The organism is Pseudomonas sp. LSJ-87 (assembly GCF_032971465.1).
GTDB classification, from domain to species: domain Bacteria; phylum Pseudomonadota; class Gammaproteobacteria; order Pseudomonadales; family Pseudomonadaceae; genus Aquipseudomonas; species Aquipseudomonas putida_Z.
The window spans coordinates 364,834-387,716 of record NZ_JAWJYQ010000003.1; the positions used below are offsets into that span (position 1 = coordinate 364,834).

The following is a 22,883-nucleotide window of genomic DNA, read 5'->3' on the forward strand; positions in this document are numbered from 1 at the left end:
CAGCATGACCAACAAGATCATCCAGCAGCTCGAAGCCGAGCAGATGAGCAAGGAAATCCCGACCTTCGCACCAGGCGACACCGTTGTCGTTCAGGTTAAAGTGAAGGAAGGTGAGCGTTCCCGTCTGCAGGCGTTCGAAGGCGTCGTTATCGCCAAGCGTAACCGCGGTCTGAACAGCGCCTTCACCGTGCGCAAGATCTCCAGCGGCGTTGGCGTAGAGCGTACCTTCCAGACCTACAGCCCGCAAATCGACAGCCTGGCCGTGAAACGTCGTGGTGACGTGCGTAAAGCCAAGCTGTACTACCTGCGCGACCTGTCCGGCAAAGCCGCTCGCATCAAGGAAAAACTGTCCTGAGTGCAGTTTGCCCGGTGGCCAAGGCCGCCTAGCGAGAAAAAAGCAGCCTTCGGGCTGCTTTTTTGCGTTTTGAACCCCCGAAGATGTGATTGCCATGACTACCCGAGACCAGGAAATCCTGCGCCGCACCGAGCTGTCGGTGACCCGCGTGACCAAGGCGGTGTTCCCCAACACCACCAACCACCACAACACCCTGTTCGGCGGCACCGCCCTGGCCTGGATGGACGAAGTGTCGTTCATCGCCGCCACGCGCTTCTGCCGCCTGCCGCTGGTGACCGTGTCCACTGACCGTATCGACTTCAAGCACCCGATCCCGGCGGGCTCGATCGTCGAGTTGGTGGGGTCGGTCATCAAGGTGGGTAATACCAGCTTGCAGGTGCAGGTGGATGTGTTCGTCGAGAACATGTACCTGGATGGGCGCGAGCGAGCGATTCACGGGGTGTTCAGCTTCGTCGCCATCGACGAGGACAAGCGGCCGGTGCCGGTTTTGCCCCAGGCCTGAGTTCTCCTGCACTGGCCCTTTCGCGGCTAAAGCCGCTCCCACAGGGGTCGCACATACCTCGAGGGCGGTGATATTCCTGTGGGAGCGGCTTTAGCCGCGAAGAGGCCAGTACAGACAACAATTATGCTGCTGTGAAACACTAAGCCATCTCCAACACCCAGCAGCCCCGAATGCCCGCCCTAGACCACCCCCTGATCGACCAGTTCCTCGACGCCCTGTGGCTTGAAAAGGGCCTGTCCGACAACACCCGCATGTCCTACCGCAGCGACCTGGCTCTGTTCAACGGCTGGCTGCAGGAGCACAGCGTCAGCTTGCCCGACGCCGGCCGCGACCTGATTCTCGACCACCTGGCCTGGCGCCTCGACCAGGGCTACAAGCCGCGCTCCACGGCACGCTTCCTGTCCGGCCTGCGCGGCTTCTTCCGCTACCTGCTGCGGGAAAAGCTGGTGGCCATCGACCCGACCCTGCAAGTCGACATGCCGCAACTGGGCAAGCCACTGCCCAAGTCGTTGTCCGAAGCCGACGTCGAAGCCTTGCTGCAGGCCCCGGACCTGGGCGAAGCCATCGGCCAGCGTGACCGCGCCATGCTCGAAGTGCTTTACGCCTGCGGCCTGCGGGTCACCGAACTGGTCAGCCTGGCCCTCGACCAGGTCAACCTGCGCCAGGGCGTGCTGCGGGTGATGGGCAAGGGCAGCAAGGAGCGCCTGGTGCCCATGGGCGAAGAGGCGGTGGTGTGGCTGCAACGCTACCTGCGCGATGGCCGCGCCGAACTGCTCAATGGCCGCCCCAGCGATGTCTTGTTCCCCAGCCAGCGTGGCGAGCAGATGACCCGCCAGACCTTCTGGCATCGCATCAAGCACCATGCCCGGGTCGCCGGCATCGACAAACCGCTGTCGCCGCACACCCTGCGCCATGCCTTCGCTACTCATCTGCTCAACCATGGCGCCGACCTGCGCGTGGTACAGATGCTGCTGGGCCACAGTGACCTGTCGACCACGCAGATCTATACCCATGTCGCCAAGGCCCGCCTGCAGCAATTGCACGCCCAGCACCACCCGCGTGGATGAATGTTTTTCATGTTCCGCCGACCGGTCCTTGCAAGGCCCTTCACCGGCGGTGTGATGTGGTAGGCTTGGGCGGTTTGCACCAAGGGCCGCACGGTCACCGCGTATTTTCCGCAGGTGGCGCCCTCCGGCCCCTGTCCGCCTTCAGGAGTTCCCATGCGCGTGACCCAGTTTTTCGCCGCCGCCGCGTTGGCGCTGGCCAGTACCTTTGCCGTTGCTGCGGCAACCGACAGCAATGCCACTGCCGAGCAGGCCATCCGTAAGTCGTTGCAGAACCTCGAGCTGGAAGTGCCCGTCGAAAGCGTGGCCAGCAGCCCGGTCAGTGGCCTGTATGAAGTCAAGCTGCAGGGCGGCCGCGTGCTGTATGCCAGCGGCGACGGCCAGTTCGTGATGCAGGGCTACCTGTTCCAGATCCAGGACGGCAAGCCGGTCAACCTCACCGAGAAGACCGAGCGCCTGGGCATTGCCAAGCTCATCAACGGCATTCCAGCCGCCGAGATGGTGGTTTATCCTGCCAAGGGCGAGACCAAGTCGCACATCACCGTGTTCACCGACACCACCTGCCCGTACTGCCACAAGCTGCACGCCGAGGTGCCCGAACTCAATCGCCGCGGTATCGAAGTGCGCTATGTCGCCTTCCCGCGTCAGGGTCTCGGTTCGCCGGGTGACCAGCAGTTGCAGGCCGTCTGGTGTTCAAGCGACCGCCGTGCGGCGATGGACAAGATGGTCGAGGGTGAGGAAATCAAGGCCGCCAAGTGCGCCAACCCGGTCAGCAAGCAGTTCCAGCTGGGCCAGTCGATCGGCGTCAACGGCACGCCGGCGATCGTCCTTGAAAGCGGCCAGGTCATTCCGGGCTACCAGCCGGCACCGCAGGTCGCCAAGCTGGCACTGGCCAAGTAATCCAATTCAGTACGCCGTCGTCATGGGGTGACGGCATGTTTCACGGTCGGCATAGGTGTCGGCCGTTCAATGGGGAGTTCACAGTGAAACCGGTCAAAGTAGGCATCTGTGGGTTGGGGACCGTCGGTGGCGGAACCTTCAATGTACTTCAGCGCAACGCCGAGGAGATCGCCCGCCGTGCCGGGCGCGGTATTGAAGTGGCACAGATTGCCATGCGCTCGCAGAACCCGAACTGCCAGATTACCGGTACCCCCATTACCGCTGATGTGTTCGAAGTTGCGAGCAACCCGGAGATCGACATTGTCATCGAGCTGATCGGTGGCTACACCGTGGCCCGCGAACTGGTGCTCAAGGCCATCGAAAACGGCAAGCACGTGGTCACCGCCAACAAGGCGCTGATTGCCGTGCACGGCAATGAAATCTTCGCCAAGGCCCGCGAGAAAGGCGTGATCGTCGCCTTCGAAGCGGCCGTGGCCGGTGGCATCCCGGTGATCAAGGCCATCCGCGAAGGCCTGTCGGCCAACCACATCAACTGGCTGGCCGGCATCATCAACGGCACCGGCAACTTCATCCTCACCGAAATGCGTGAGAAGGGCCGTGCCTTCCCGGATGTGCTGGCCGAAGCCCAGGCGCTGGGTTACGCCGAAGCCGACCCGACCTTCGACGTTGAAGGCATCGATGCCGCGCACAAGCTGACCATCCTGGCCTCGATCGCTTTCGGCATCCCGCTGCAATTCGACAAGGCCTACACCGAAGGCATCACCCAGCTGACCACTGCTGACGTGAATTATGCCGAGGCCCTGGGCTACCGCATCAAGCACCTGGGTGTGGCCCGCCGCACTGCCGAAGGTATCGAGCTGCGCGTACACCCGACGCTGATCCCGGCCGACCGCCTGATCGCCAACGTCAACGGCGTGATGAACGCCGTCATGGTCAACGGCGACGCCGCCGGTTCCACCCTGTACTACGGCGCCGGTGCCGGCATGGAGCCTACCGCTTCGTCGGTGGTCGGCGATCTGGTCGATGTGGTCCGTGCCATGACCTCCGACCCGGAAAACCGCGTGCCGCACCTGGCCTTCCAGCCGGATTCGCTGTCGGCCCACCCGATCCTGCCGATCGAGGCCTGTGAAAGCGCCTACTACCTGCGCATCCAGGCCAAGGATCACCCGGGCGTACTGGCCCAGGTGGCCAGCATCCTCTCGGAGCGTGGCATCAACATCGAGTCGATCATGCAGAAGGAAGCCGAGGAACAGGACGGCCTGGTGCCGATGATCCTGCTGACCCATCGCGTGGTCGAGCAGCGTATCAACGACGCCATCGTCGCCCTGGAAGCCCTGCAGGACGTGGTCGGCAAGGTCGTGCGCATTCGCGTCGAGCAGCTCAACTAACAATAGTGCCGGCGGGCCGCCAGTGCGGCCCCGGCCCCAGCATCGAAGGTTTGCACCCATGCGCTATATCAGTACCCGCGGCCAGGCTCCGGCCCTCAATTTCGAAGACGTCCTGCTGGCTGGCCTGGCCAGCGACGGCGGCCTGTACGTCCCGGAAAACCTGCCACGCTTCACCCAGGAAGAAATCGCCTCGTGGGCCGGCCTGCCGTACCACGAACTTGCCTTCCGGGTGATGCGCCCGTTCGTCGAAGGCAGCATCGCCGACGCCGACTTCAAGAAGATCCTCGAAGAAACCTACGGCGAGTTCGCCCACGCCGCGGTTGCCCCGCTGCGTCAGCTGAACAGCAACGAGTGGGTGCTGGAGCTGTTCCACGGCCCGACCCTGGCGTTCAAGGACTTCGCCCTGCAACTGCTCGGCCGCCTGCTGGACCACGTGCTGGCCAAGCGCAACGAGCGCGTGGTGATCATTGGCGCTACCAGCGGTGACACCGGTTCCGCCGCCATCGAAGGTTGCCGCCGTTGCGACAACGTCGACATCTTCATCCTGCACCCGCACCAGCGCGTGTCGGAAGTGCAGCGCCGGCAGATGACCACCATCTTCGGCGACAACATCCACAACATCGCCATCGAAGGCAACTTCGACGACTGCCAGGAAATGGTCAAGGCCAGCTTCGCCGACCAGTCGTTCCTCAAGGGCACCCGCCTGGTTGCGGTCAACTCGATCAACTGGGCGCGGATCATGGCCCAGATCGTCTACTACTTCCACGCGGCCCTGCAGCTGGGTGGCCCGGCGCGTTCCGTGGCGTTCTCGGTGCCGACCGGCAACTTCGGTGACATCTTCGCCGGTTACCTGGCACGTAACATGGGGCTGCCGGTCAGCCAGCTGATCGTCGCCACCAACCGCAACGACATCCTGCACCGCTTCATGAGCGGCAACCAGTACGTCAAGGAAACCCTGCACGCGACCCTGTCGCCGTCGATGGACATCATGGTCTCGTCCAACTTCGAGCGCCTGCTGTTCGACCTGCACGGCCGCAACGGCGGCGCCATTGCCGAACTGATGGCCAACTTCAAGCAAGGTGGCGGCTTCAGTGTCGAGCAAGACCGCTGGACCGAAGCGCGCAAGCTGTTCGACTCGCTGGCTGTAAGCGACGAGCAGACCTGCGAAACCATCGCCGAAGTGTTCGCCGCCACCGGCGAAGTGCTTGACCCGCACACCGCAATCGGCGTCAAGGCCGCCCGCGAGTGCCGCCGCAGCCTGGACACGCCGATGGTGGTGCTGGGTACCGCGCACCCGGTCAAGTTCCCGGAAGCGGTGGAGAAGGCCGGTGTTGGCAAGGCGCTGGAGCTGCCGGCGCACCTCAGCGACCTGTTCAGCCGTGAAGAGCGTTGCACGGTGCTGGCCAATGACCTGAAGGCTGTGCAGGGCTTTGTCAGCCAGCATGGCAACCGCGGCAAGCCGCTGTAAACATCGGGGCCGCACTGCGGCCCATCGCCGGCAAGCCAGCTCCCACCCCGACCGCATAGGCCCAAGGTCATGTGCAATCCCTGTGGGAGCTGGCTTGCCGGCGATGGGCTGCGGAGCAGCCCTAATTCTCCGAATCTTCCCACTGCTCCATCAGAAACATCCTATTCAGGCCGCCCAGCGCAAAGCCTAAATTAGCCGGTCCTCCCATCAGGAGCGGCTCATGCACCAGCCCTACGTGTTGATCCACCAGGCTCGCCCATCCCATCAGATCCTCCTGCACCAGGCCCTCAATGCCCAAGGCATGTTCCATGTGCGCATCAGCGAAACCAGCGCAGACCTCGACGCCTGCCTGAACGCCGATCACCGCCCCGATCTGTTGATCCTTGACCACGCCATGCCTACCCGGGCTGGCCTTGCCTTGCTCGAACAGCAGCACCGAACCCGCGCTTTGCTGTTCGTCGGCCAGGCTATCCCCAAGCGCCACAATCTTGCCCAAGAGGCCAGAAACCGGGGCCTCTGGGTGCTCGCCGAACTGCCCTGGCCGCTGTCGATGCCAAGCCTGCAGCGTGCCCTGCAAGCACTGCAGGCGCGCCCGTGGCGGCGTATTCAAACTGTCACGTCCGCCCCGCATGCTCACTGAAGCAGCCGCGGTGTAACGAACTTTCCGCTGCGTCTGTTGGTCAGTTCCTCTATATCCCACCACGCAGCGAGTGATCCGGATGGAAAGAATCTGCAGACTGCTCAACGAAGCCCTGACCCCCTATCAAACCCAGCTCGGCGTCGCCGATGCCGAGGGTAATCGCCAATTGACCATTCACGACCGCCTCGCCGGCATCACCCTGCGGCGCACGGTCAGCGAGCGCCAGTTGCAGGAACAAAGCCTGTTGATCGACCTGGTGGATGGCTTGCACCGCGACCTGCAGATCGCCGAAGGGCGTTTGCAGCCCTGTGTGATCGCGGCATTGCAGCAGCGCCAGCAACCCCATGGAACCTTTGCCTGAGTGATTTATCAGACACTGTAGGGGCAGCCGGGCCAGTGCTTTGCTCCGGCGCTGGCAAGGCTGTCACGGGAAGCCCCAGGGGCTTTCGCTTGGCCCCGGGCGTGTTTCCCCAGCGCCCGGGGTTTCTTTTTGAGTTGCCTGCACCGGCCCTATCGCCGGCAAGCCAGCTCCCACAGTTACTGCACATGGCTTGAGGTTGATGCGGTCGAGGTGGGAGCTGGCTTGCCGGCGATAGGGCCGGTGCAGGCAATCAGTGGCCTTCGAAGAAGCGCTTGCTCTCTTCCAGGTAATCTTCCTGCAACGCCGGGTCCAGCCAGCGTGCATACAACCCCGGCAACACATCCCGGCGCAAGGCAGGCAGCAGTTGGTCGATGTGCGCAATCGCTTCACGCCCCAGCTCGCTGTTCGAACAACCTACATGCAGAAACTGGTAGCGATTCACCCCTTGCACAGGATGAAACCGGTAGTCAGCCAGTGCCCCGCCTTGCTGCTCCACCAGGTAGCGCACTTCGGGCCAGTAACCGAGCACCATGCGCAGGCGCCCGAGCTGTTGCATCTGTAGCAGGTTGGCGGTGGCGTCGTTGCCGTAGTGGCGGCTGAACGCGGTGTCGGGCAACTGGCGCAGGATGGCGTCGATCTGCGTGCCATAGCTGCGCTCGGCGACGACCCCCAGCTTCAGCGGGGTCTTACTCAGCAGGGCATGCAGGTCTACCTCCTGGCCGTCGAGGTAAGGCACCACCAGCGCCTCGCTGTCCTTGCGCAGCACCAGGCCACCACTGAGCACGCCCAGGGAGGGCACGGAAAACCGCACATATTCGGCGCGCTCCGGCGTCCACAGCAGGGTAGGGTCGCAGGTGAAGCTCTTCAGGTCCTGCAGCATCTGGATGCCGCGGGCGCGGTTGACCCGCACGATGCTGTGGTCGTATTCGGGCATCTGCCTGATCAGCAGGGGCAACAGCTGGTCGATCACCCCTTGGCCTTTCTCCGGCCCTTCCAGAATGGTGAACGGCGGCAGGTCGCGCACCAGCCAGAAGATGCGCTCCTTGGCACTGGCAGGCTGCAACAGCAATGCGGGCAGCAGCCCGCACAGCAGGGCCAGGTGGCGTAGGCAACGGGCAGCGCGCATGGACCAGGGCCGCGCCAGGGTCAGACCGTGCCTGCTGCGCGCAGGCTGGCGATGGCCGCCGCGTCGTAGCCCAGGTTGCCGAGCAGTGCCTCGGTGTGTTCGCCCAGCGCCGGGCCTACCCACTCGGTGGAGCCGGGGGTGTCCGACAGCTTGGGCACGATGCCCGGCATGCGGAATGGCTTGCCGTCCGGCAGCTTGGCCTGCAGGAACATTTCGCGTGCCAGGTACTGCGGGTCGTTGAACATGTCCTCGGCCGAATAGATGCGGCTGGCCGGCACTTCGGCGGTGTTCAGCACTTGTATCAGTTGCTCCAGCGGCAGGCTGTTGGCCCAGCGGTCGATTACCCCGTACAGCTCGTCACGGCGCAGGTCGCGGCCATCGTTGGTGGCCAGGGTCGGGTCGTCGGCCAGGTCGGTGCGGCCAATGGCCTGCATGAAGCGCTTGAAGATCGCATCGCCGTTGGCGCCGATCTGCACATGCTTGCCGTCGGCGCTGGTGTGAATGGAGGAGGGCGTGATGCCGGGCATGATGTTGCCGGTGCGTTCGCGGATAAAGCCGAACACATCGAACTCCGGGACCATGCTTTCCATCATGGCGAAGATCGCTTCGTACAGGGCCACATCCACCACCTGGCCCTGGCCGCCGTTGACTTCACGGTGTCGCAGCGCCATCAGTGCGCCGATCACCCCCCACAGGGCAGCAATCGAGTCACCGATGGAAATGCCCGTGCGCACCGGTGGGCGGTCGTCGAAGCCGGTGATATAGCGCAGGCCGCCCATCGACTCGCCCACGGCGCCGAAGCCCGGCTGGTCCTTCATCGGCCCGGTCTGGCCGAAGCCCGACAGGCGCACCATTACCAGGCGCGGGTTGAGCGCGTGCAGCACGTCCCAGCCCAGGCCGAGTTTTTCCAGCACGCCCGGGCGGAAGTTCTCGATCAGGATGTCGGCCTCGGCCAGCAGGCGCTTGAGAATCTCGCGGCCCTCTGGGTGCTTGAGGTTGAGGGTGAGCGACTGCTTGTTGCGAGCCTGCACGAACCACCACAGCGAAGTGCCCTCGTACAGCTTGCGCCATTTGCGCAACGGGTCGCCGCCATCGGGCGATTCGACCTTGACCACCTCGGCGCCGAATTCGGCACAGATGCGCGAGGCGAACGGGCCAGCGATAAGGGTGCCGAGTTCGACAACTTTGAGACCGGCGAGGGGTTTGCTGGGCGTAGTCATGGGGCATCCGTGGCAGCTGGGCAGATGCGTGGTTTTATCATAGGTCCGAAGCGGCAGATACTGCTGCGGGGCAACGAAGGGCAGTATCGGTTAGACTGTGTCACTTTTTCTCTGCGCAAGAAGCCCGTCGACCATGGCCCAGCCGTCCACCACCTACAAATTCGAACTGAACCTGACCGACCTCGACCGCGGCGTGTACGAAAACGTCCGTCAGACCATCGCCCGCCACCCTTCGGAAACCGAAGAGCGCATGGCCGTACGCCTGCTGGCCTACGCCCTGTGGTACAACGAGAACCTGTCGTTCGGCCGTGGCCTGTCCGATGTGGACGAAGCGGCGCTGTGGGAAAAGAGCCTGGACGATCGCATCCTGCACTGGATCGAAGTGGGCCAGCCGGACGCCGACCGACTGACCTGGTGCTCGCGCCGCACCGAGCGTACCAGCCTGCTGGCCTACGGCAGCCTGCGCGTATGGCAGAACAAGGTGGTGGACGCGGTCAAGGGCCTGAAGAACCTGAGCATTGCCGCCGTGCCGCAGGAGGTGCTGGAAACCCTCGCCACCGACATGCCCCGCACCATCAAGTGGGACGTGATGATCAGCGAAGGCACCTTGTTCGTCACCGACGACCGTGGCCAGCACGAAGTGCAGCTGGAGTGGCTGCTTGGTGAGCGCGGCTGAAGCCCCCCATGCGTATCGAACCTCGCCCGCTGCCGCCGACCCTGCCATTCCTGGGTAACCTGCCACCCTTGCTGACCCGCCTGTACGCCGCGCGCGGCGTGCAGAGCGAGGCCGAGCTGGACAAAAGCCTCGCGCGCCTGCTGCCGTACCAGCAGCTCAAGGGCATCGAGGCCGGCGTGGACCTGCTGGTCGAGGCTATCGACCAGCGCCAGCGCATCCTCATCGTCGGCGACTTCGATGCCGACGGCGCCACTGCCAGTACTGTCGGCGTGCTGGGCCTGCGCCTGCTGGGCGCGGCCCACGTCGACTACCTCGTGCCCAACCGCTTCGAATACGGTTACGGCCTGACCCCGGAAATCGTCGAGGTGGCGCTGCAACGCCAGCCGCAGCTGCTGATCACCGTGGACAACGGCATTTCCAGCGTCGACGGTGTGGCAGCCGCCAAGGCCGCCGGGCTCAAGGTGCTGGTCACCGACCACCACCTGCCGGGCGCGGAGTTGCCCGGCGCCGACGCCATCATCAACCCCAACCAGCCGGGCTGCAGTTTCCCGAGCAAGGCGCTGGCCGGGGTAGGGGTGATCTTCTACGTGCTGATGGCCCTGCGTGCGCGCCTGCGCAGCCTGGGGCGCTACGAAACGCAGCCGCAGCCGAACATCGGCGAATTGCTCGACCTGGTTGCCCTGGGCAGCGTCGCCGACGTGGTGCCATTGGATGCCAACAACCGCATCCTGGTGCACCAGGGCCTCGAGCGCATTCGCGCCGGCCGTGCCCGGCCGGGGCTCAAGGCCATTCTTGAAGTGGCCCGGCGCGATCACCGGCGTATCACCTCGACCGACCTTGGCTTCATCCTGGGACCGCGGCTGAACGCTGCCGGGCGCCTGGACGACATGAGCCTGGGCATCGAATGCCTGCTGTGTGAAGACGCGGCCCTGGCCCAGGACATGGCCCAGCAGCTGGACGACCTGAACCAGGACCGCAAGTCCATCGAACAGGGCATGCAGCGCGAGGCCCTGGCCCAGCTCAAGGACCTGCCTGTCGAGTCGATGCCATATGGCCTGTGCCTGTTCGATGCCGACTGGCACCAGGGGGTTATCGGTATTCTGGCTTCGCGCCTGAAGGAGCGTTACCACCGGCCGACCATCGCTTTCGCCGACGCTGGCGAGGGCATGCTCAAAGGGTCGGCGCGTTCGGTGCCGGGGTTCCATATTCGCGATGCGCTGGATGCCGTGGCGGCGCGCCACCCGCAGTTGATCAGCAAGTTCGGCGGCCACGCGATGGCGGCGGGGTTGTCGTTGCCCGAGGCCAATTTCCCGGCATTTGCCGAGGCGTTCGACGAAGAAGTGCGCCGCCAGCTGCGCGAAGAGGACCTGACCGGTCGGCTGTTGTCCGACGGCAGCCTGGCGGTGGAGGAGTTCCACCTCGACCTGGCCAAGGCCCTGCGCCTTGCCGGGCCCTGGGGGCAGCACTTCCCCGAGCCGCTGTTCCATGGCGTGTTCCAGCTGGTGGAGCAGCGCGTGGTGGGCGAGCGGCACCTGAAGGTGGTGCTCAAGAGCGAGTGCGGCTCGGTGCGGCTGGACGGCATTGCCTTTGGCATTGACCGCGAAGTGTGGCCGAACCCGACGGTGCGTTGGGTCGAGTTGGCGTACAAGCTGGATGTGAACGAGTTTCGTGGCAATGAAAGTGTGCAGTTGATGATTGCCCACATGGAGCCGCGCTGAGGGTAGATACCGCCGCTGCTGACGGCCTGGCGTTGGCCCGTTGTGGGAGCGGGTTCACCCGCGAACACCGGCGAAGCCGGTGCCATACACCGCGTCGCCTGCTTCGCGGGTAAACCCGCTCCCACAGGGCCTGCGGCGGGCTTGAGACTTGCGCTGTACCTGTGCAAGCTGGCTTGCCGGCGAACACCGGCGAAGCCGGTGCCATCCACTGAGTCGCCTGCTTCGCGGGCATGCCCGCTCCCACAGAGCCTGCACCGGGCTCAAGGCTTGCGCTGTACCTGTGGGAGCGGGTTCACCCGCGAACACCGGCGAAGCCGGTGCCATGCACCAAGTCGCATTCTTCGCGGGTAAACCCGCCCACAAGGCTCTGCGGCGGGCTGGCTAATGTGCTCCATGTGCGATCGATGATCACATCAAACTCAGCGCGCCATACCTAACTCGGCATCATCCATCAGCGCCTTGGCCATTGCACTGAGATAGTGCGCAGCCCAGATCATCATGGGTTTCTCATCCATCAGCCCGACGATGGTCAACTCCCGCACATAGCCCATCAATTCCGAAGCCTGATCACGGGCGTCTCGGCACGGAATGCCCGCTTCGATGCGAAATAATGGGTGGGTCTGGTTCTCACCCTGAAAGAAAGTGGTCTTGCCGACGGTGAATTGGGTGTCGTCTGTCTTCATTGATTCCTCTCCTGATCATTCTGAGCGCTTTGTCGAAGGAGAAGAAATGAGGGGGGATCAGGGACTGTCATTTTCATATCAATCACTCGTATGGTTGCTGATTGACCGCCTCTCCGATTCCACACGAAGGGTGGCAGTTGTACGCGGTGTGGAATCCAGGCTACGAGTAAACCCGGTAGGCTTTGCGGCCTTCCGCGCACAACTGCCATGACGACAGCTACTCGGTAATTGATCGGGATTCCACCCCCGGCCGCTGAATGCCAGCGACCAGCAAAGGCTAGAGAGTCAGGATTCCAGTAACAATCAGACGCGAGTCGACAGGACTTGTAGGTTATTTCCTCAGCCTAGGCTTCACTAGATCTGGGCCGTAAGGGATATCTGAAACTCTGATCAGACATGGCGCTGGTAACGCAGAGCCGTTCAACCTCTACCAAATCCCATGGAACCTCCCCCCCAACCATTCTGGTCTAGTCTGAAGTTATGACCGGACCTGGGCCAGGGACGTGCAATTGAGTGTCCGGGCCGGATCACCATTGGAGTCCTTGGGAGGTGCCCTCATGAGCCTGCTGCTCGAGCCTTACACCCTGCGTCAGCTGACCCTGCCCAACCGCATCGCCGTTTCGCCGATGTGCCAGTATTCCGCCGTCGATGGCCTGGCCAACGATTGGCACCTCGTCCATTTAGGCAGCCGCGCCGTGGGTGGCGCTGGCCTGGTAATCACTGAAGCCGTGGCGGTGACCGCCGATGGCCGCATCACCGCTGAAGACCTCGGCCTGTGGGACGACGCTCAGATCGCCCCGCTGCAACGCATCACCCGTTTCATCACCGCCCAGGGGGGCGTGCCCGGTATCCAACTGGCTCACGCCGGGCGCAAGGCCAGCACCTATCGCCCGTGGCTGGGCAAGCAAGGCAGCGTCAAGCTCGAAGAGGGCGGCTGGCAGCCGGTAGGGCCGTCGAAAATCGCCTTCGACCCGCAGCACACCGCGCCGCGGGAATTGAACAAGGATGAGATCGATCAGGTGATCACCGCCTTCGTCGCCTCCACCGAGCGTGCCCTGAAGGCCGGTTTCAAAGTGGTCGAGATCCACGCCGCCCACGGCTACCTGTTGCACCAGTTCCTGTCGCCGCTGAGCAACCAGCGTCGCGACGAGTACGGCAGTTGCTTCGAAAACCGCATCCGCCTGACCCTGCAGGTGGTCGAGGCCGTGCGCAAAGTCTGGCCTGCCGAGTTACCGCTGTTCGTGCGGGTATCGGCGACCGACTGGGTCGAGGACGGCTGGAACCCGGATGAAACCGTCGAACTGGCCCGCCGCCTGCGTGGCTTGGGCGTCGACCTGATCGATGTGTCCTCCGGCGGCACCTCGGTCAACGCCGAAATCCCCACCGGCCCCGGCTACCAGACGCGCTTCGCCGAGCGTGTGCGCAAGGAATCGGAAATCGCCACCGGCACCGTGGGCATGATCACCGAACCGGCCCAGGCCGAGCACATTCTGCGCACCGGCCAGGCCGACATCATCTTCCTCGCCCGCGAACTGCTGCGCGACCCGTACTGGCCGCTGCATGCCGACGACGACCTGGGCGGCAACAAAGCTACCTGGCCTGCGCAATACCAGCGTGCCACCAGTCGGGCCAACCCGATTCACGAGTCGGACCTGCGGGATTGACCTGACCCAAGCATTACGCGGTCGTTGTAGGAGCGGCCTTGTGTCGCGAAAGGGCTGCGAAGCGGCCCCAGGTTTCCAGCTCCGCCGCTGATATTGCCGGGGCCGCTTTGCGGCCCTTTCGCGACACAAGGCCGCTCCTACAACGACCGCGTCGGCATCTCAATTCAGCTATAGGCAGCCTTGCTGAGAATATCGCTTACCCACTGGTTGATACTTTTCTCGGCCAACTCTGCCTTGGCCGCCACACTGGCATGAAGGGTAGGCTCCAGGCGCAGGCTGAGCTTGCCGGAGTAGGTTTTCTGTGGCTCACGGCCCAGGCGTTGGCAAGTCTCAAGATAATCGTCCACGGCGTCTTCAAATGCCTGGCGCAGCTCACTGATCGATTCGCCATGGAAGCCGATCACATCGCGAATACCTGCGACATGGCCGATCAGTAACTGGTCTTCGTCGCTGTATTCGATACGAGCGGCGTAGCCGCGGTAGGTCATGACATTCATGGTATTACTCCTGCCTGCTCGAGGAACTGGCGGGCGTCTCTTAGTTGATAGGGCTTGGCGTGCCTGTCCGGATGAGGGCGATGGAAGGTTGCTACAGCGCCATTGAGTTCAAAGCGAACCCGTGACCCTCTTCCTTCGATGACCCGGGCACCCAGTGATACCAACATTGACTCCAGTCGCACCCATTCCAGCGTCCTGGGAACCGGCTTTTTCAGTACTGCTTCAAGTGTGGCTTGCTGATGGTTATTCATGGTATCAGATTATGATACCAATGAGAGGGGCTCAATGGATGAGTAGTAGGATGAAGGGGATCGTCCTTGAAGGAAACGTCTGAGATGTTGACCGAGGGGATGCAAAGCCCCTCGATCCAACACGACCGCTCAATGCTTGATCATCACATGCCGCACACAGGTGTAGTCCTCCAGCCCATACATCGACATGTCCTTGCCATACCCCGAATGCTTCTGCCCGCCGTGGGGCATTTCGCTGACCAGCATGAAGTGGGTGTTCACCCACGTGCAGCCATACTGCAGGCGCGCCGCCAGGCGGTGGGCGCGGCCGGTGTCGCGGGTCCATACCGATGAGGCCAGGCCGTAGTTGGAGTCGTTGGCCCATTCCAGTGCCTGCGCTTCGTCGTTGAAGCGGGTCACCGACACTACCGGGCCGAACACTTCGTTGCGCACGATTTCGTCATCCTGCAGGGCATCGGCCAGCACGGTTGGTTCGAAGAAGAAACCGTCGCCATCAATCGCCTTGCCACCGGTCACCAGGCGAATGTGCGGCTGGGCGATGGCCCGTTGCACCAGCCCTGCGACCTTGTCGCGGTGCTGGGCACTGATCAGTGGCCCCAGTTCGGTGTCCTCGGCTTCCTGCAGGCCTGGCTTTAGGCTGGCCACTGCGGCCCCCAGGCGTTCGACGAAACGCTCGTAGATGCCATCCTGCACGTACAGCCGACAGGCGGCGGTGCAGTCCTGGCCGGCGTTGTAGAAGCCGAAGGTACGGATGCCGTCGATGGCGGCATCGATGTCGGCATCGTCGAACACCAGCACCGGGGCCTTGCCGCCCAGTTCCATGTGCATGCGTTTCACGCTGTCGGCAGTGGCGCTGATGATGTGAGCGCCGGTGGGGATCGAGCCGGTCAGCGACACCATGCGCACCTTGGGGTGGTTGACCAGCGGGTTGCCGACCGTCTGGCCACGGCCGAAGAGGATGTTCAGCACCCCCGGTGGCAGCAGGTCCTGGGCCAGTTCGCCGAGGCGCAGGGCGGTCAGCGGGGTCAGCTCGGAGGGCTTGATCACCACCGTGTTGCCGGCAGCCAGGGCCGGGGCGATCTTCCACGCCAGCATCATCAACGGGTAGTTCCACGGTGCGATCGAGGCCACCACGCCCAGCGGGTCGCGGCGGATCATCGAAGTATGCCCCGGCAGGTACTCGCCGGCTGCCGAGCCACCCAGGCAGCGCGCCGCACCGGCGAAGTAGCGGAGCACGTCGGCAATTGCCGGGATCTCGTCATTCAGCGCGGCGCTCAGCGGCTTGCCGCAGTTCTGCGATTCCAGTCGGGCCAGTTCATCGCCATGGGCTTCGATAGCGTCGGCCAGCGCCAGCAAGGCTTGCGAGCGTTCCTTGGGGCTGGTTTGCGACCAGCTGTCGAAGGCCTGGTCGGCGGCGCGCACGGCGCTGTCCACCTGGGCCTCGCTGGCTTCGTTGATCTGCGCCAGGGCACTGCCCAGCGCCGGGTTGAGCACGGTCCAGGCCGGGCCTTCGCCAGCGACCAGCTGGCCATTGATCAGCATCTGCGTTTGCATCGGGGACTCCTCCAGGGTCATTTGCCGCTGCCCGCGACGCTTTCACCGCCACGGGTCAGGTAATAGGCGCCAAGGATCGGCAGCATGGTCACCAGCATCACCAGCATGGCGACCACGTTGGTCACCGGCACGTCGCGCGGGCGGCTGAGCTGGTTTAGCAACCAGATCGGCAGGGTGCGTTCGTGGCCGGCAGTGAAGGTGGTGACGATGATTTCGTCGAACGACAGGGCAAAGGCCAGCATGCCACCGGCCAGCAGAGCCGAGCCGAGGTTGGGCAGGATGATGTAGCGGAAGGTCTGCCAGCCATCGGCGCCCAGGTCCATCGAGGCTTCGATCAGGCTCTGCGAAGTACGCCGCAGGCGGGCGATCACGTTGTTGTAGACGATCACCACGCAGAACGTGGCATGGCCGACCACGATGGTGAACATCCCGGGCTCGATCCCCAAGGTCTTGAACGCCGAGAGCAGGGCGATACCGGTGATGATGCCGGGCAGGGCGATGGGCAGGATCAGCATCAGCGAAATGCTCTCCTTGCCGAAAAAGCTGCGCCGGTACAGCGCCGCCGAGGCCAGCGTGCCGAGCACCAGGGCGATCAGCGTGGCCAGGCAGGCCACTTGCAGTGACAGCTTGATCGCTTCCAGCACATCGGGCCGGGCGAAGGCCACGGCGAACCACTTCAGGGTAAAGCCCTTGGGCGGGAAGCTGAACGCCGCGTCTTCGGTGTTGAAGGCATACAGGAAGATGATCAGGATCGGGAAGTGCAGGAACAGCAACCCGCCCCAGGCCGCCAGGCGTAGCCCGGTCGAGGCTTTTTCAGAGTGCATCGAAGGCCCCCAGTCGCTTGACGATGGACAGGTACACCGCGATCAGCACGATCGGCACCAGGGTGAACGCGGCAGCCATCGGCATGTTGCCGATCGCCCCTTGCTGGGCATAGACCATGCTGCCGATGAAGTAGCCGGGCGGGCCGATCAGCTGCGGCACGATGAAGTCGCCCAGGGTCAGCGAGAAGGTGAAGATCGAGCCGGCGGCAATGCCCGGGATCGACAGCGGCAGTATCACCTGCACGAAGGTTTGCCCGGGCCGGGCGCCGAGGTCTGCCGAGGCTTGCAGCAGCGATGGCGGCAAGCGTTCCAGCGAGGCCTGGATCGGCAGGATCATGAACGGCAGCCAGATGTACACGAACACCATGAAGCGCCCCAGGTGCGAAGTCGACAGCGTGCTGCCGCCCACGCCCGGTACCGCCAGCACCGTTTGCAGCAGGGCATCCAGGTGCAGCTGCTGGACGAACCATTGGGCCACGCCGCCCTTGGCCAGCAGCAGGGTCCAGGCGTAGGTCTTGACGATGTAGCTGGCCCACATCGGCATCATCACCGCGATATAGAAAAACGCCTTGGTCTTGCCGCTGGTATAGCGCGCCATGTAGTAGGCGATGGGGAAGGCCAGCACCGCGCTGGCCAGCGACACCGCCAGCGCCATGCCCAGGGTGCGCAGGATGATGTCGAAGTTCGACGGGTTGAACAGCGCGGCGAAATTGCCCAGGGTCAGGTCCGGTGTCACCGCCATGGTGAAGTCGTCGAAGGTATAGAAGCCCTGCCACAGCAGGTTCAGCAGCGAGCCCAGGTAGATAGCGCCGAACCAGGTCAGCGGTGGGACCAGCAGCAGGGCCAGGTACAGGTTGGGGCGCCGGTACAGCAGGTTGGACAGGCCGCGCAGTGTGCTCATTTCAGCGGCCCTCGGTTTCCTGCAGCACCGTCATGGCTTCGCGGGGCCAGTGCGCCTGTACCCGTTGCCCGGGTTGCCAGGCCTGTGCCTGCGCCTGCCAGCGGTCGTTGGCCTGGCTCACCGCCAGCAACTGGCCGCTGTCCAGTTGCAGCTCGTAGCGGGTGGCACTGCCCTGGTACTGGATATCGCGCAGCTGGCCGCTGACCTGGACGTGCTGGCCGGCTGTGGCCGGGTCGCCGAGGCGGATGTGTTCGGGGCGGATGGAGAAGGGCGCCGGGCTGCCATTGAGCAACGTGGCCAGTTCGCCGCGCACAACGTTGGAGGTGCCGACAAATTCGGCGACGAAGGTGGTTGCCGGTTGCATGTACAGGTTGCGCGGGGTGTCGACCTGCTCGATACGGCCGCGGTTGAACACTGCGACGCGATCGGACATCGACAGCGCCTCGGTCTGGTCGTGGGTGACGAAGATGAAGGTGATGCCCAGCTGGCGCTGCAGCTTTTTCAGCTCGCCCTGCATCTGTTCGCGCAACTTAAGGTCCAGCGCGCCAAGCGGCTCGTCCAGCAGCAGTACCCGTGGCCGGTTGACCAGCGCGCGGGCCAGGGCCACGCGTTGGCGCTGGCCCCCGGACAACTGCGCCGGCTTGCGTGCGCCGTAGCCGGCCAGGGCCACCATTGCCAGGGCTTCTTCGGCGCGGCTGTGGCGTTCGGCCTTGGCCACGCCTTTTACCTTCAGGCCGTAGGCGATGTTGTCCAGTACGTTCATGTGCGGGAACAGGGCGTAGTCCTGGAATACGGTGTTGACGTCGCGCTGGTAGGGCGGTACGCCCGCAGCCTCGACACCGTGGATGCGGATCGAACCGCTGGTGGGTTGCTCGAAGCCTGCGATCAGGCGCAGGCAGGTGGTCTTGCCCGAGCCAGAGGGGCCGAGCATGGAGAAGAATTCGCCATCGATGATGTCGATGCTGACCTGGTCGACGGCCTTGACCTCGCCGAAGGTGCGGGAAACCTGGGTGAACTGGACGGCTAGGGGCATGCATAGGCTCCGGACAACTGGCTTTCTCCTGTGCTGGCCTCTTCGCGGGCATGCCCGCTCCCACAGGTAAAGCACCACCCTTACAGGTGGTGATGAACCTGTGGGAGCGGGTTCACCCGCGAAGAGGCCGGCACAGGCATTCAGGTAACCTCAGCGCCCGCCCATGATCGCAATGTAATCCTGGGTCCAGCGGCTATACGGCACGAACTTGCCGCCCTGGGCCTGCGGGGTTTTCCAGAAGGCGATCTTGTCGAAGTTGTCGAAACCGTTGGTCTTGCAGCCCTCGGCCCCTAGCAGCTCGCTGCCGGTGCAGGCCGCCGGCACTGCCGGCAACGAACCGAACCAGGCCGCCACGTCCCCCTGTACTTTCGGCTGAAGCGACCAGTCCATCCATTTGTAGGCACAGTTGGGGTGCTTGGCCTCGCTGTGCAGCATGGTGGTGTCGGCCCAGCCGGTCGCGCCCTCCTTGGGAATGGTCGAGGCCACGGGCTGCTTTTCGGCCTTGAGGCCATTGACCATGTAGCCCCAGGAGCTGGAGGCAACCACGCCTTCGTTCTTCACGTCGCTCATCTGCACCGTGGCGTCATGCCAGTAGCGGTGGATCAGCGGTTGCTGCTGGCGCAGCAGCTCCAGCACGGCCTTGTACTGCGCTTCGCTCAGCTCGTACGGGTCCTGGATGCCCAGCTCCGGCTTGGCCGCCTTCAGGTACAACGCCGCATCGGCGATGTAGATCGGCCCATCGTAGGCCTGCACGCGGCCCTTGTTCGGCTTGCCGTCGGGCAGGTTCTGCGGCTCGAACAGCACGCCCCAGCTGGTGGGCGCCTGCTTGAACACGTCGGTGTTGTACAGCAGCACGTTCGGCCCCCACTGGTAGGGGGTGCCATAGACCTGCTTGTCGACCACGTACCAGCCACCGTTCTGCAGCCGTGGGTCGATGTTCTTCCAGTTGGGGATCAAGGCGGTGTTGATCGGCTGTACCCGCTTGCCCGCGATCAGCCGCAGCGAGGCATCGCCCGAGGCGGTGACCAGGTCGTAGCCGCCCTTGGTCATCAGGCTGACCATCTCGTCCGAGGTGGCGGCGGTCTTGACGCTGACCTTGCAGCCGGTTTCCTTCTCGAAGCCGGTCACCCAGTCGTAGGCCTTGTCGCTTTCACCGCGCTCGATGTAGCCGGGCCAGGCGACGATGTCCAGGCGGCCCTCGCCGGGCCCCAGGGCCTTGGGCGGTTCGGCAGCCTGCAGGCTGGCGCTGGCCAGCAGGGCGCAGGCGGTTGCGCCGAGCAATGCGGTCTTGTGCACTGACATGGTGTTCCCTCTTCTTGGAGATTTTGGTCGGGGCAGTCATCAAGCAAGCCGTGAAGCGATCGTCATGAACGTGGTGCGGTTAGCGCGGTATTGGCGATATCGAGTCTAGTTGGCTTTTTGCCAGCCAATGCAACATCCGGAAGCAAATCCCCCCATGGCGATCGGGCGGGCAGGGCTTAACCTGACGGCTCCCTTGGCCAACGTGGAGACCGTTTGATGAATACCCGGGGATTGCTCGACCAGTTGCTCAAGTCCGGCCAGGACTTGCTCGCCAGCCAGGCCGGCAAGGGCAGCTCTGGCAAGCCAGGCACCAGTGCCGGCGGCCTTGGCAGCCTGCTTTCCGGTGCCGGTGGCGGCGCCCTGGCGGCGGGTGCCATGGGCTTGCTGCTGGGCAACAAGAAGGCCCGCAAATATGGCGGCAAGGCCCTTACCTATGGCGGCCTGGCCGCGCTCGGTGTGCTGGCCTACAAGGCCTACGGCAACTGGCAGGCGCGCCAGCAGGTGGCCGCCACCGAGCCACAGACCGTCGACCGCCTGCCGCCGGCCCAGGCCGAGCTGCACAGCCAGGCGGTACTGCGGGCGCTGGTGGCGGCGGCCAAGTCCGATGGCCATATCGACGAACGCGAGCGTGCGCTGATCGAGGGCGAATTCACCCGCCTGGACAACGACCGCGAGTTGCAGCACTGGCTGCATGCCGAGCTGAACAAGCCGCTGGACCCGGCCGAAGTGGCCCGTGCCGCGCAAACGCCGGAAATGGCCGCCGAGATGTACCTGGCCAGCGTGATGATGGTCGACCAGGAAAACTTCATGGAGCGCGCCTACCTGGACGAACTGGCCCGCCAGCTGCGCCTGGACCCGGCCCTGCGGCAGGAACTGGAAAGCCAGGCAAGGCTTGCCGCCGGCCAGTGACGGGGGCTGCGTTGCAGCCCATCGCCGGCAAGCCGGCTCCCACAGGGATCGCACATGGCTTGCCGGCGATTGGCCGCACAGCGGCCCCAATGGCGTTGGGCACAAATGACCGGTCTGTCGGCAAGGTTACCTGGTTACCCCACATTTCAGCCGCATGAGCACTGGGCGCCTGGGCTATACTTCGGCGATTTTTCCCGCTCGTTGTGAATTCCTGAGGGCTGAATGTGAAGAACTGGACCTTGCGCCAACGGATCCTGGCAAGTTTCGCCGTGATCATCGCCATCATGCTGCTGATGATCGTGGCCGCCTACTCGCGGTTGGTGACCATCGCATCCGCCGAGCAGGCAGTGGGGACCGACAGCATTCCCGGCCTCTACTACAGCTCGATGATCCGCAGTGCCTGGGTCGACAGTTACGTCACCAGCCAGCAGCTGGTGGGGCTGTCCAACCACCGCGAATTCACCTCGGCCGACGCGGAGCTGTTCAAGAGCTTCCAGGACCGCCTGAAAGAGCACATGGCCAGCTACCAGGGCACCATTCAGGATGATGACGACCAGGCGCGCTTCGACGCCTTCATCCAGATGGAAGTTGCCTACCTCAAGATCGTCGACCAGGTGCTGGAAGCCTATCGACAGCGCAACTACGCGGAAGCCCAGCGGTTGATCACCGATGTGCTCACCCCAGCCTGGCTCGAAGGCCGCAAGCACCTGAACGAAGTGATCGAGCACAACCGCGCCTCCGCCGACGCCGACACCAACGAGATTGTCGGCGCCGTGAGCACGGCCAAGGGCAGCATGATAGTTTCGCTGCTGCTGGCGATCATCGCCGCCGGTATCTGCGGCCTGTTGCTGATGCGCGCCATCACCGCGCCCATGCAGCGCATTGTCCATGCCCTCGACAAACTGCGCTCCGGCGACCTGAGCATGCGCCTGAGCCTGGACCGCAAGGACGAGTTCGGCGCCATCGAAAGCGGCTTCAACGAAATGGCCGAGGCCCTGGCCAACCTGGTGGCCCAGGCCCAGCGTTCGTCGGTGCAGGTGACCACCTCGGTGACCGAAATCGCCGCAACCTCCAAGCAACAGCAGGCCACCGCCACCGAAACGGCCGCCACCACCACCGAAATCGGCGCCACCTCGCGGGAAATCGCCGCCACTTCGCGTGACCTGGTGCGCACCATGACCGAAGTCACCTCGGCCGCCGACCAGGCCTCCAGCCTGGCCGGTTCCGGCCAGCAGGGCCTGGCACGCATGGAAGAAACCATGCACCAGGTGATGGGCGCCGCCGACCTGGTCAACGCCAAGCTGGGCATCCTCAACGAAAAGGCCAGCAACATCACCCAGATGGTGGTGACCATCGTCAAGGTCGCCGACCAGACCAACCTGCTGTCGCTCAACGCTGCCATCGAAGCGGAAAAGGCCGGCGAGTACGGCCGCGGCTTTGCCGTGGTAGCCACCGAAGTGCGCCGCCTGGCCGACCAGACCGCCGTGGCCACCTACGATATCGAGCAGATGGTGCGCGAGATCCAGTCGGCGGTGTCGGCCGGGGTCATGGGCATGGACAAGTTTTCCGAAGAAGTGCGCCGCGGCATGTTCGAGGTGCAGCAAGTGGGCGAACAGCTCAGCCAGATCATCCACCAGGTGCAGGCCTTGGCCCCACGCGTGCTGATGGTCAACGAAGGCATGCAGGCCCAGGCCACCGGTGCCGAGCAGATCAACCAGGCGCTGGCCCAGCTCAGCGATGCTAGCACCCAGACGGTCGAATCGCTGCGCCAGGCCAGTTTCGCCATCGATGAGCTGAGCCAGGTGGCCGCTGGCCTGCGTGGCGGCGTGTCGCGCTTCAAAGTCTGA

The 22,883-nt window shown here is 64.0% G+C and carries 23 protein-coding genes; 13 read left to right on the top strand and 10 right to left on the bottom strand.

Annotated elements, in window-relative coordinates:
- Nucleotides 1–4 precede the first annotated feature (4 nt).
- The 8 genes from rplS (at nucleotide 5) to RYH74_RS04725 (ending at nucleotide 6,678) form a co-directional block, all read left to right on the top strand.
- Nucleotides 5–355: a 50S ribosomal protein L19 gene (gene rplS / locus RYH74_RS04690; RefSeq protein ID WP_003252148.1), complete on the top strand. Its 351-nt coding sequence runs from the start codon at nucleotides 5–7 to the stop codon at nucleotides 353–355.
- A 94-nt stretch (nucleotides 356–449) separates the two neighbouring features.
- Nucleotides 450–857 carry an acyl-CoA thioesterase gene (locus RYH74_RS04695; RefSeq protein WP_025337914.1) on the top strand — a complete coding sequence of 136 codons (408 nt, stop codon included), beginning with the start codon at nucleotides 450–452 and terminating at the stop codon, nucleotides 855–857.
- 170 nt (nucleotides 858–1,027) lie between these two features.
- Nucleotides 1,028–1,924 (top strand): site-specific tyrosine recombinase XerD, encoded by an 897-nt coding sequence (xerD, locus tag RYH74_RS04700; protein WP_025337915.1) that lies wholly within the window; start codon nucleotides 1,028–1,030, stop codon nucleotides 1,922–1,924.
- A 153-nt stretch (nucleotides 1,925–2,077) separates the two neighbouring features.
- Nucleotides 2,078–2,821 (top strand): thioredoxin fold domain-containing protein, encoded by a 744-nt coding sequence (locus RYH74_RS04705; protein ID WP_025337916.1) that lies wholly within the window; start codon nucleotides 2,078–2,080, stop codon nucleotides 2,819–2,821.
- Between the two features lie 83 nt (nucleotides 2,822–2,904).
- A complete protein-coding gene (locus RYH74_RS04710) occupies nucleotides 2,905–4,209 on the top strand; it encodes a homoserine dehydrogenase (RefSeq protein WP_046616085.1) in 1,305 nt (434 codons plus the stop codon).
- Between the two features lie 58 nt (nucleotides 4,210–4,267).
- Nucleotides 4,268–5,677, top strand: coding sequence for a threonine synthase (gene thrC / locus RYH74_RS04715; RefSeq protein WP_010952565.1), 1,410 nt, complete (start codon nucleotides 4,268–4,270; stop codon nucleotides 5,675–5,677).
- Nucleotides 5,678–5,897: 220 nt separating this feature from the next.
- Nucleotides 5,898–6,317: a histidine kinase gene (locus tag RYH74_RS04720; RefSeq protein WP_286101139.1), complete on the top strand. Its 420-nt coding sequence runs from the start codon at nucleotides 5,898–5,900 to the stop codon at nucleotides 6,315–6,317.
- 79 nt (nucleotides 6,318–6,396) lie between these two features.
- The gene (locus RYH74_RS04725; protein ID WP_075043944.1) at nucleotides 6,397–6,678 is read left to right on the top strand and encodes a DUF3509 domain-containing protein; all 282 of its coding nucleotides are present in this window, start codon (nucleotides 6,397–6,399) and stop codon (nucleotides 6,676–6,678) included.
- Between the two features lie 250 nt (nucleotides 6,679–6,928).
- Here RYH74_RS04725 and RYH74_RS04730 read toward each other — a convergent pair whose 3' ends face one another.
- A complete protein-coding gene (locus RYH74_RS04730; protein WP_317409029.1) occupies nucleotides 6,929–7,804 on the bottom strand; it encodes a TIGR02285 family protein in 876 nt (291 codons plus the stop codon).
- Between the two features lie 20 nt (nucleotides 7,805–7,824).
- Nucleotides 7,825–9,024 (bottom strand): CaiB/BaiF CoA transferase family protein, encoded by a 1,200-nt coding sequence (locus RYH74_RS04735; protein WP_085618237.1) that lies wholly within the window; start codon nucleotides 9,022–9,024, stop codon nucleotides 7,825–7,827.
- 133 nt (nucleotides 9,025–9,157) lie between these two features.
- Between RYH74_RS04735 and RYH74_RS04740 the strand changes: the two genes are divergently transcribed.
- Both RYH74_RS04740 and recJ read left to right on the top strand, forming a co-directional pair.
- On the top strand, nucleotides 9,158–9,700 hold the full coding sequence (locus RYH74_RS04740; protein WP_013971198.1) for a YaeQ family protein: 543 nt from the start codon (nucleotides 9,158–9,160) through the stop codon (nucleotides 9,698–9,700).
- Between the two features lie 8 nt (nucleotides 9,701–9,708).
- Nucleotides 9,709–11,418, top strand: a complete 1,710-nt coding sequence (gene recJ / locus RYH74_RS04745) for a single-stranded-DNA-specific exonuclease RecJ (RefSeq protein WP_317409031.1) — start codon at nucleotides 9,709–9,711, stop codon at nucleotides 11,416–11,418.
- A gap of 419 nt (nucleotides 11,419–11,837) precedes the next feature.
- Here the strand turns inward: recJ and RYH74_RS04750 are convergent, their stop codons facing one another.
- On the bottom strand, nucleotides 11,838–12,101 hold the full coding sequence (locus RYH74_RS04750) for a DUF3077 domain-containing protein (RefSeq protein WP_075043948.1): 264 nt from the start codon (nucleotides 12,099–12,101) through the stop codon (nucleotides 11,838–11,840).
- A 557-nt stretch (nucleotides 12,102–12,658) separates the two neighbouring features.
- Between RYH74_RS04750 and RYH74_RS04755 the strand changes: the two genes are divergently transcribed.
- Nucleotides 12,659–13,765 (top strand): NADH:flavin oxidoreductase/NADH oxidase, encoded by a 1,107-nt coding sequence (locus RYH74_RS04755; RefSeq protein ID WP_075043949.1) that lies wholly within the window; start codon nucleotides 12,659–12,661, stop codon nucleotides 13,763–13,765.
- 164 nt (nucleotides 13,766–13,929) lie between these two features.
- Here RYH74_RS04755 and RYH74_RS04760 read toward each other — a convergent pair whose 3' ends face one another.
- The 7 genes from RYH74_RS04760 to ydcS all read right to left on the bottom strand — a co-directional run bounded on the left by RYH74_RS04760 (nucleotide 13,930) and on the right by ydcS (nucleotide 20,127).
- Nucleotides 13,930–14,262 (bottom strand): type II toxin-antitoxin system HicB family antitoxin, encoded by a 333-nt coding sequence (locus tag RYH74_RS04760; protein WP_013971202.1) that lies wholly within the window; start codon nucleotides 14,260–14,262, stop codon nucleotides 13,930–13,932.
- Nucleotides 14,259–14,513 carry a type II toxin-antitoxin system HicA family toxin gene (locus tag RYH74_RS04765; protein WP_075043950.1) on the bottom strand — a complete coding sequence of 85 codons (255 nt, stop codon included), beginning with the start codon at nucleotides 14,511–14,513 and terminating at the stop codon, nucleotides 14,259–14,261. Before RYH74_RS04765 ends, RYH74_RS04760 begins: the two co-directional genes overlap by 4 nt.
- Before the next feature lie 129 nt (nucleotides 14,514–14,642).
- Entirely contained in the window at nucleotides 14,643–16,067 is a 1,425-nt protein-coding gene (locus RYH74_RS04770) for a gamma-aminobutyraldehyde dehydrogenase (protein ID WP_286101140.1), read from the bottom strand.
- A 17-nt stretch (nucleotides 16,068–16,084) separates the two neighbouring features.
- On the bottom strand, nucleotides 16,085–16,891 hold the full coding sequence (locus RYH74_RS04775; RefSeq protein WP_085664572.1) for an ABC transporter permease: 807 nt from the start codon (nucleotides 16,889–16,891) through the stop codon (nucleotides 16,085–16,087).
- Entirely contained in the window at nucleotides 16,881–17,792 is a 912-nt protein-coding gene (locus RYH74_RS04780; protein WP_075043952.1) for an ABC transporter permease, read from the bottom strand. The genes RYH74_RS04775 and RYH74_RS04780 overlap by 11 nt, the downstream gene beginning before the upstream one ends.
- Nucleotide 17,793: 1 nt before the next feature.
- The gene (locus tag RYH74_RS04785) at nucleotides 17,794–18,825 is read right to left on the bottom strand and encodes an ABC transporter ATP-binding protein (protein WP_286101142.1); all 1,032 of its coding nucleotides are present in this window, start codon (nucleotides 18,823–18,825) and stop codon (nucleotides 17,794–17,796) included.
- A gap of 150 nt (nucleotides 18,826–18,975) precedes the next feature.
- Nucleotides 18,976–20,127, bottom strand: a complete 1,152-nt coding sequence (ydcS, locus tag RYH74_RS04790; RefSeq protein ID WP_286101143.1) for a putative ABC transporter substrate-binding protein YdcS — start codon at nucleotides 20,125–20,127, stop codon at nucleotides 18,976–18,978.
- Nucleotides 20,128–20,343: 216 nt separating this feature from the next.
- Here ydcS and RYH74_RS04795 point away from each other — a divergent pair, with 216 nt between their 5' ends.
- Both RYH74_RS04795 and RYH74_RS04800 read left to right on the top strand, forming a co-directional pair.
- Entirely contained in the window at nucleotides 20,344–21,036 is a 693-nt protein-coding gene (locus RYH74_RS04795) for a tellurite resistance TerB family protein (RefSeq protein ID WP_075043955.1), read from the top strand.
- Nucleotides 21,037–21,260: 224 nt separating this feature from the next.
- Nucleotides 21,261–22,883 (top strand): methyl-accepting chemotaxis protein, encoded by a 1,623-nt coding sequence (locus RYH74_RS04800; RefSeq protein WP_075043956.1) that lies wholly within the window; start codon nucleotides 21,261–21,263, stop codon nucleotides 22,881–22,883.

Coding starts and splice junctions, on each gene's coding strand:
- rplS (WP_003252148.1), top strand. CDS start 5: ATGACCAACAAGATCATCCAGCAGCTCGAAGCCGAGCAGATGAGCAAG.
- RYH74_RS04695 (WP_025337914.1), top strand. CDS start 450: ATGACTACCCGAGACCAGGAAATCCTGCGCCGCACCGAGCTGTCGGTG.
- xerD (WP_025337915.1), top strand. CDS start 1,028: ATGCCCGCCCTAGACCACCCCCTGATCGACCAGTTCCTCGACGCCCTG.
- RYH74_RS04705 (WP_025337916.1), top strand. CDS start 2,078: ATGCGCGTGACCCAGTTTTTCGCCGCCGCCGCGTTGGCGCTGGCCAGT.
- thrC (WP_010952565.1), top strand. CDS start 4,268: ATGCGCTATATCAGTACCCGCGGCCAGGCTCCGGCCCTCAATTTCGAA.
- RYH74_RS04720 (WP_286101139.1), top strand. CDS start 5,898: ATGCACCAGCCCTACGTGTTGATCCACCAGGCTCGCCCATCCCATCAG.
- RYH74_RS04725 (WP_075043944.1), top strand. CDS start 6,397: ATGGAAAGAATCTGCAGACTGCTCAACGAAGCCCTGACCCCCTATCAA.
- RYH74_RS04730 (WP_317409029.1), bottom strand. CDS start 7,804: ATGCGCGCTGCCCGTTGCCTACGCCACCTGGCCCTGCTGTGCGGGCTG.
- RYH74_RS04735 (WP_085618237.1), bottom strand. CDS start 9,024: ATGACTACGCCCAGCAAACCCCTCGCCGGTCTCAAAGTTGTCGAACTC.
- RYH74_RS04740 (WP_013971198.1), top strand. CDS start 9,158: ATGGCCCAGCCGTCCACCACCTACAAATTCGAACTGAACCTGACCGAC.
- recJ (WP_317409031.1), top strand. CDS start 9,709: ATGCGTATCGAACCTCGCCCGCTGCCGCCGACCCTGCCATTCCTGGGT.
- RYH74_RS04750 (WP_075043948.1), bottom strand. CDS start 12,101: ATGAAGACAGACGACACCCAATTCACCGTCGGCAAGACCACTTTCTTT.
- RYH74_RS04755 (WP_075043949.1), top strand. CDS start 12,659: ATGAGCCTGCTGCTCGAGCCTTACACCCTGCGTCAGCTGACCCTGCCC.
- RYH74_RS04760 (WP_013971202.1), bottom strand. CDS start 14,262: ATGAATGTCATGACCTACCGCGGCTACGCCGCTCGTATCGAATACAGC.
- RYH74_RS04765 (WP_075043950.1), bottom strand. CDS start 14,513: ATGAATAACCATCAGCAAGCCACACTTGAAGCAGTACTGAAAAAGCCG.
- RYH74_RS04770 (WP_286101140.1), bottom strand. CDS start 16,067: ATGCAAACGCAGATGCTGATCAATGGCCAGCTGGTCGCTGGCGAAGGC.
- RYH74_RS04775 (WP_085664572.1), bottom strand. CDS start 16,891: ATGCACTCTGAAAAAGCCTCGACCGGGCTACGCCTGGCGGCCTGGGGC.
- RYH74_RS04780 (WP_075043952.1), bottom strand. CDS start 17,792: ATGAGCACACTGCGCGGCCTGTCCAACCTGCTGTACCGGCGCCCCAAC.
- RYH74_RS04785 (WP_286101142.1), bottom strand. CDS start 18,825: ATGCCCCTAGCCGTCCAGTTCACCCAGGTTTCCCGCACCTTCGGCGAG.
- ydcS (WP_286101143.1), bottom strand. CDS start 20,127: ATGTCAGTGCACAAGACCGCATTGCTCGGCGCAACCGCCTGCGCCCTG.
- RYH74_RS04795 (WP_075043955.1), top strand. CDS start 20,344: ATGAATACCCGGGGATTGCTCGACCAGTTGCTCAAGTCCGGCCAGGAC.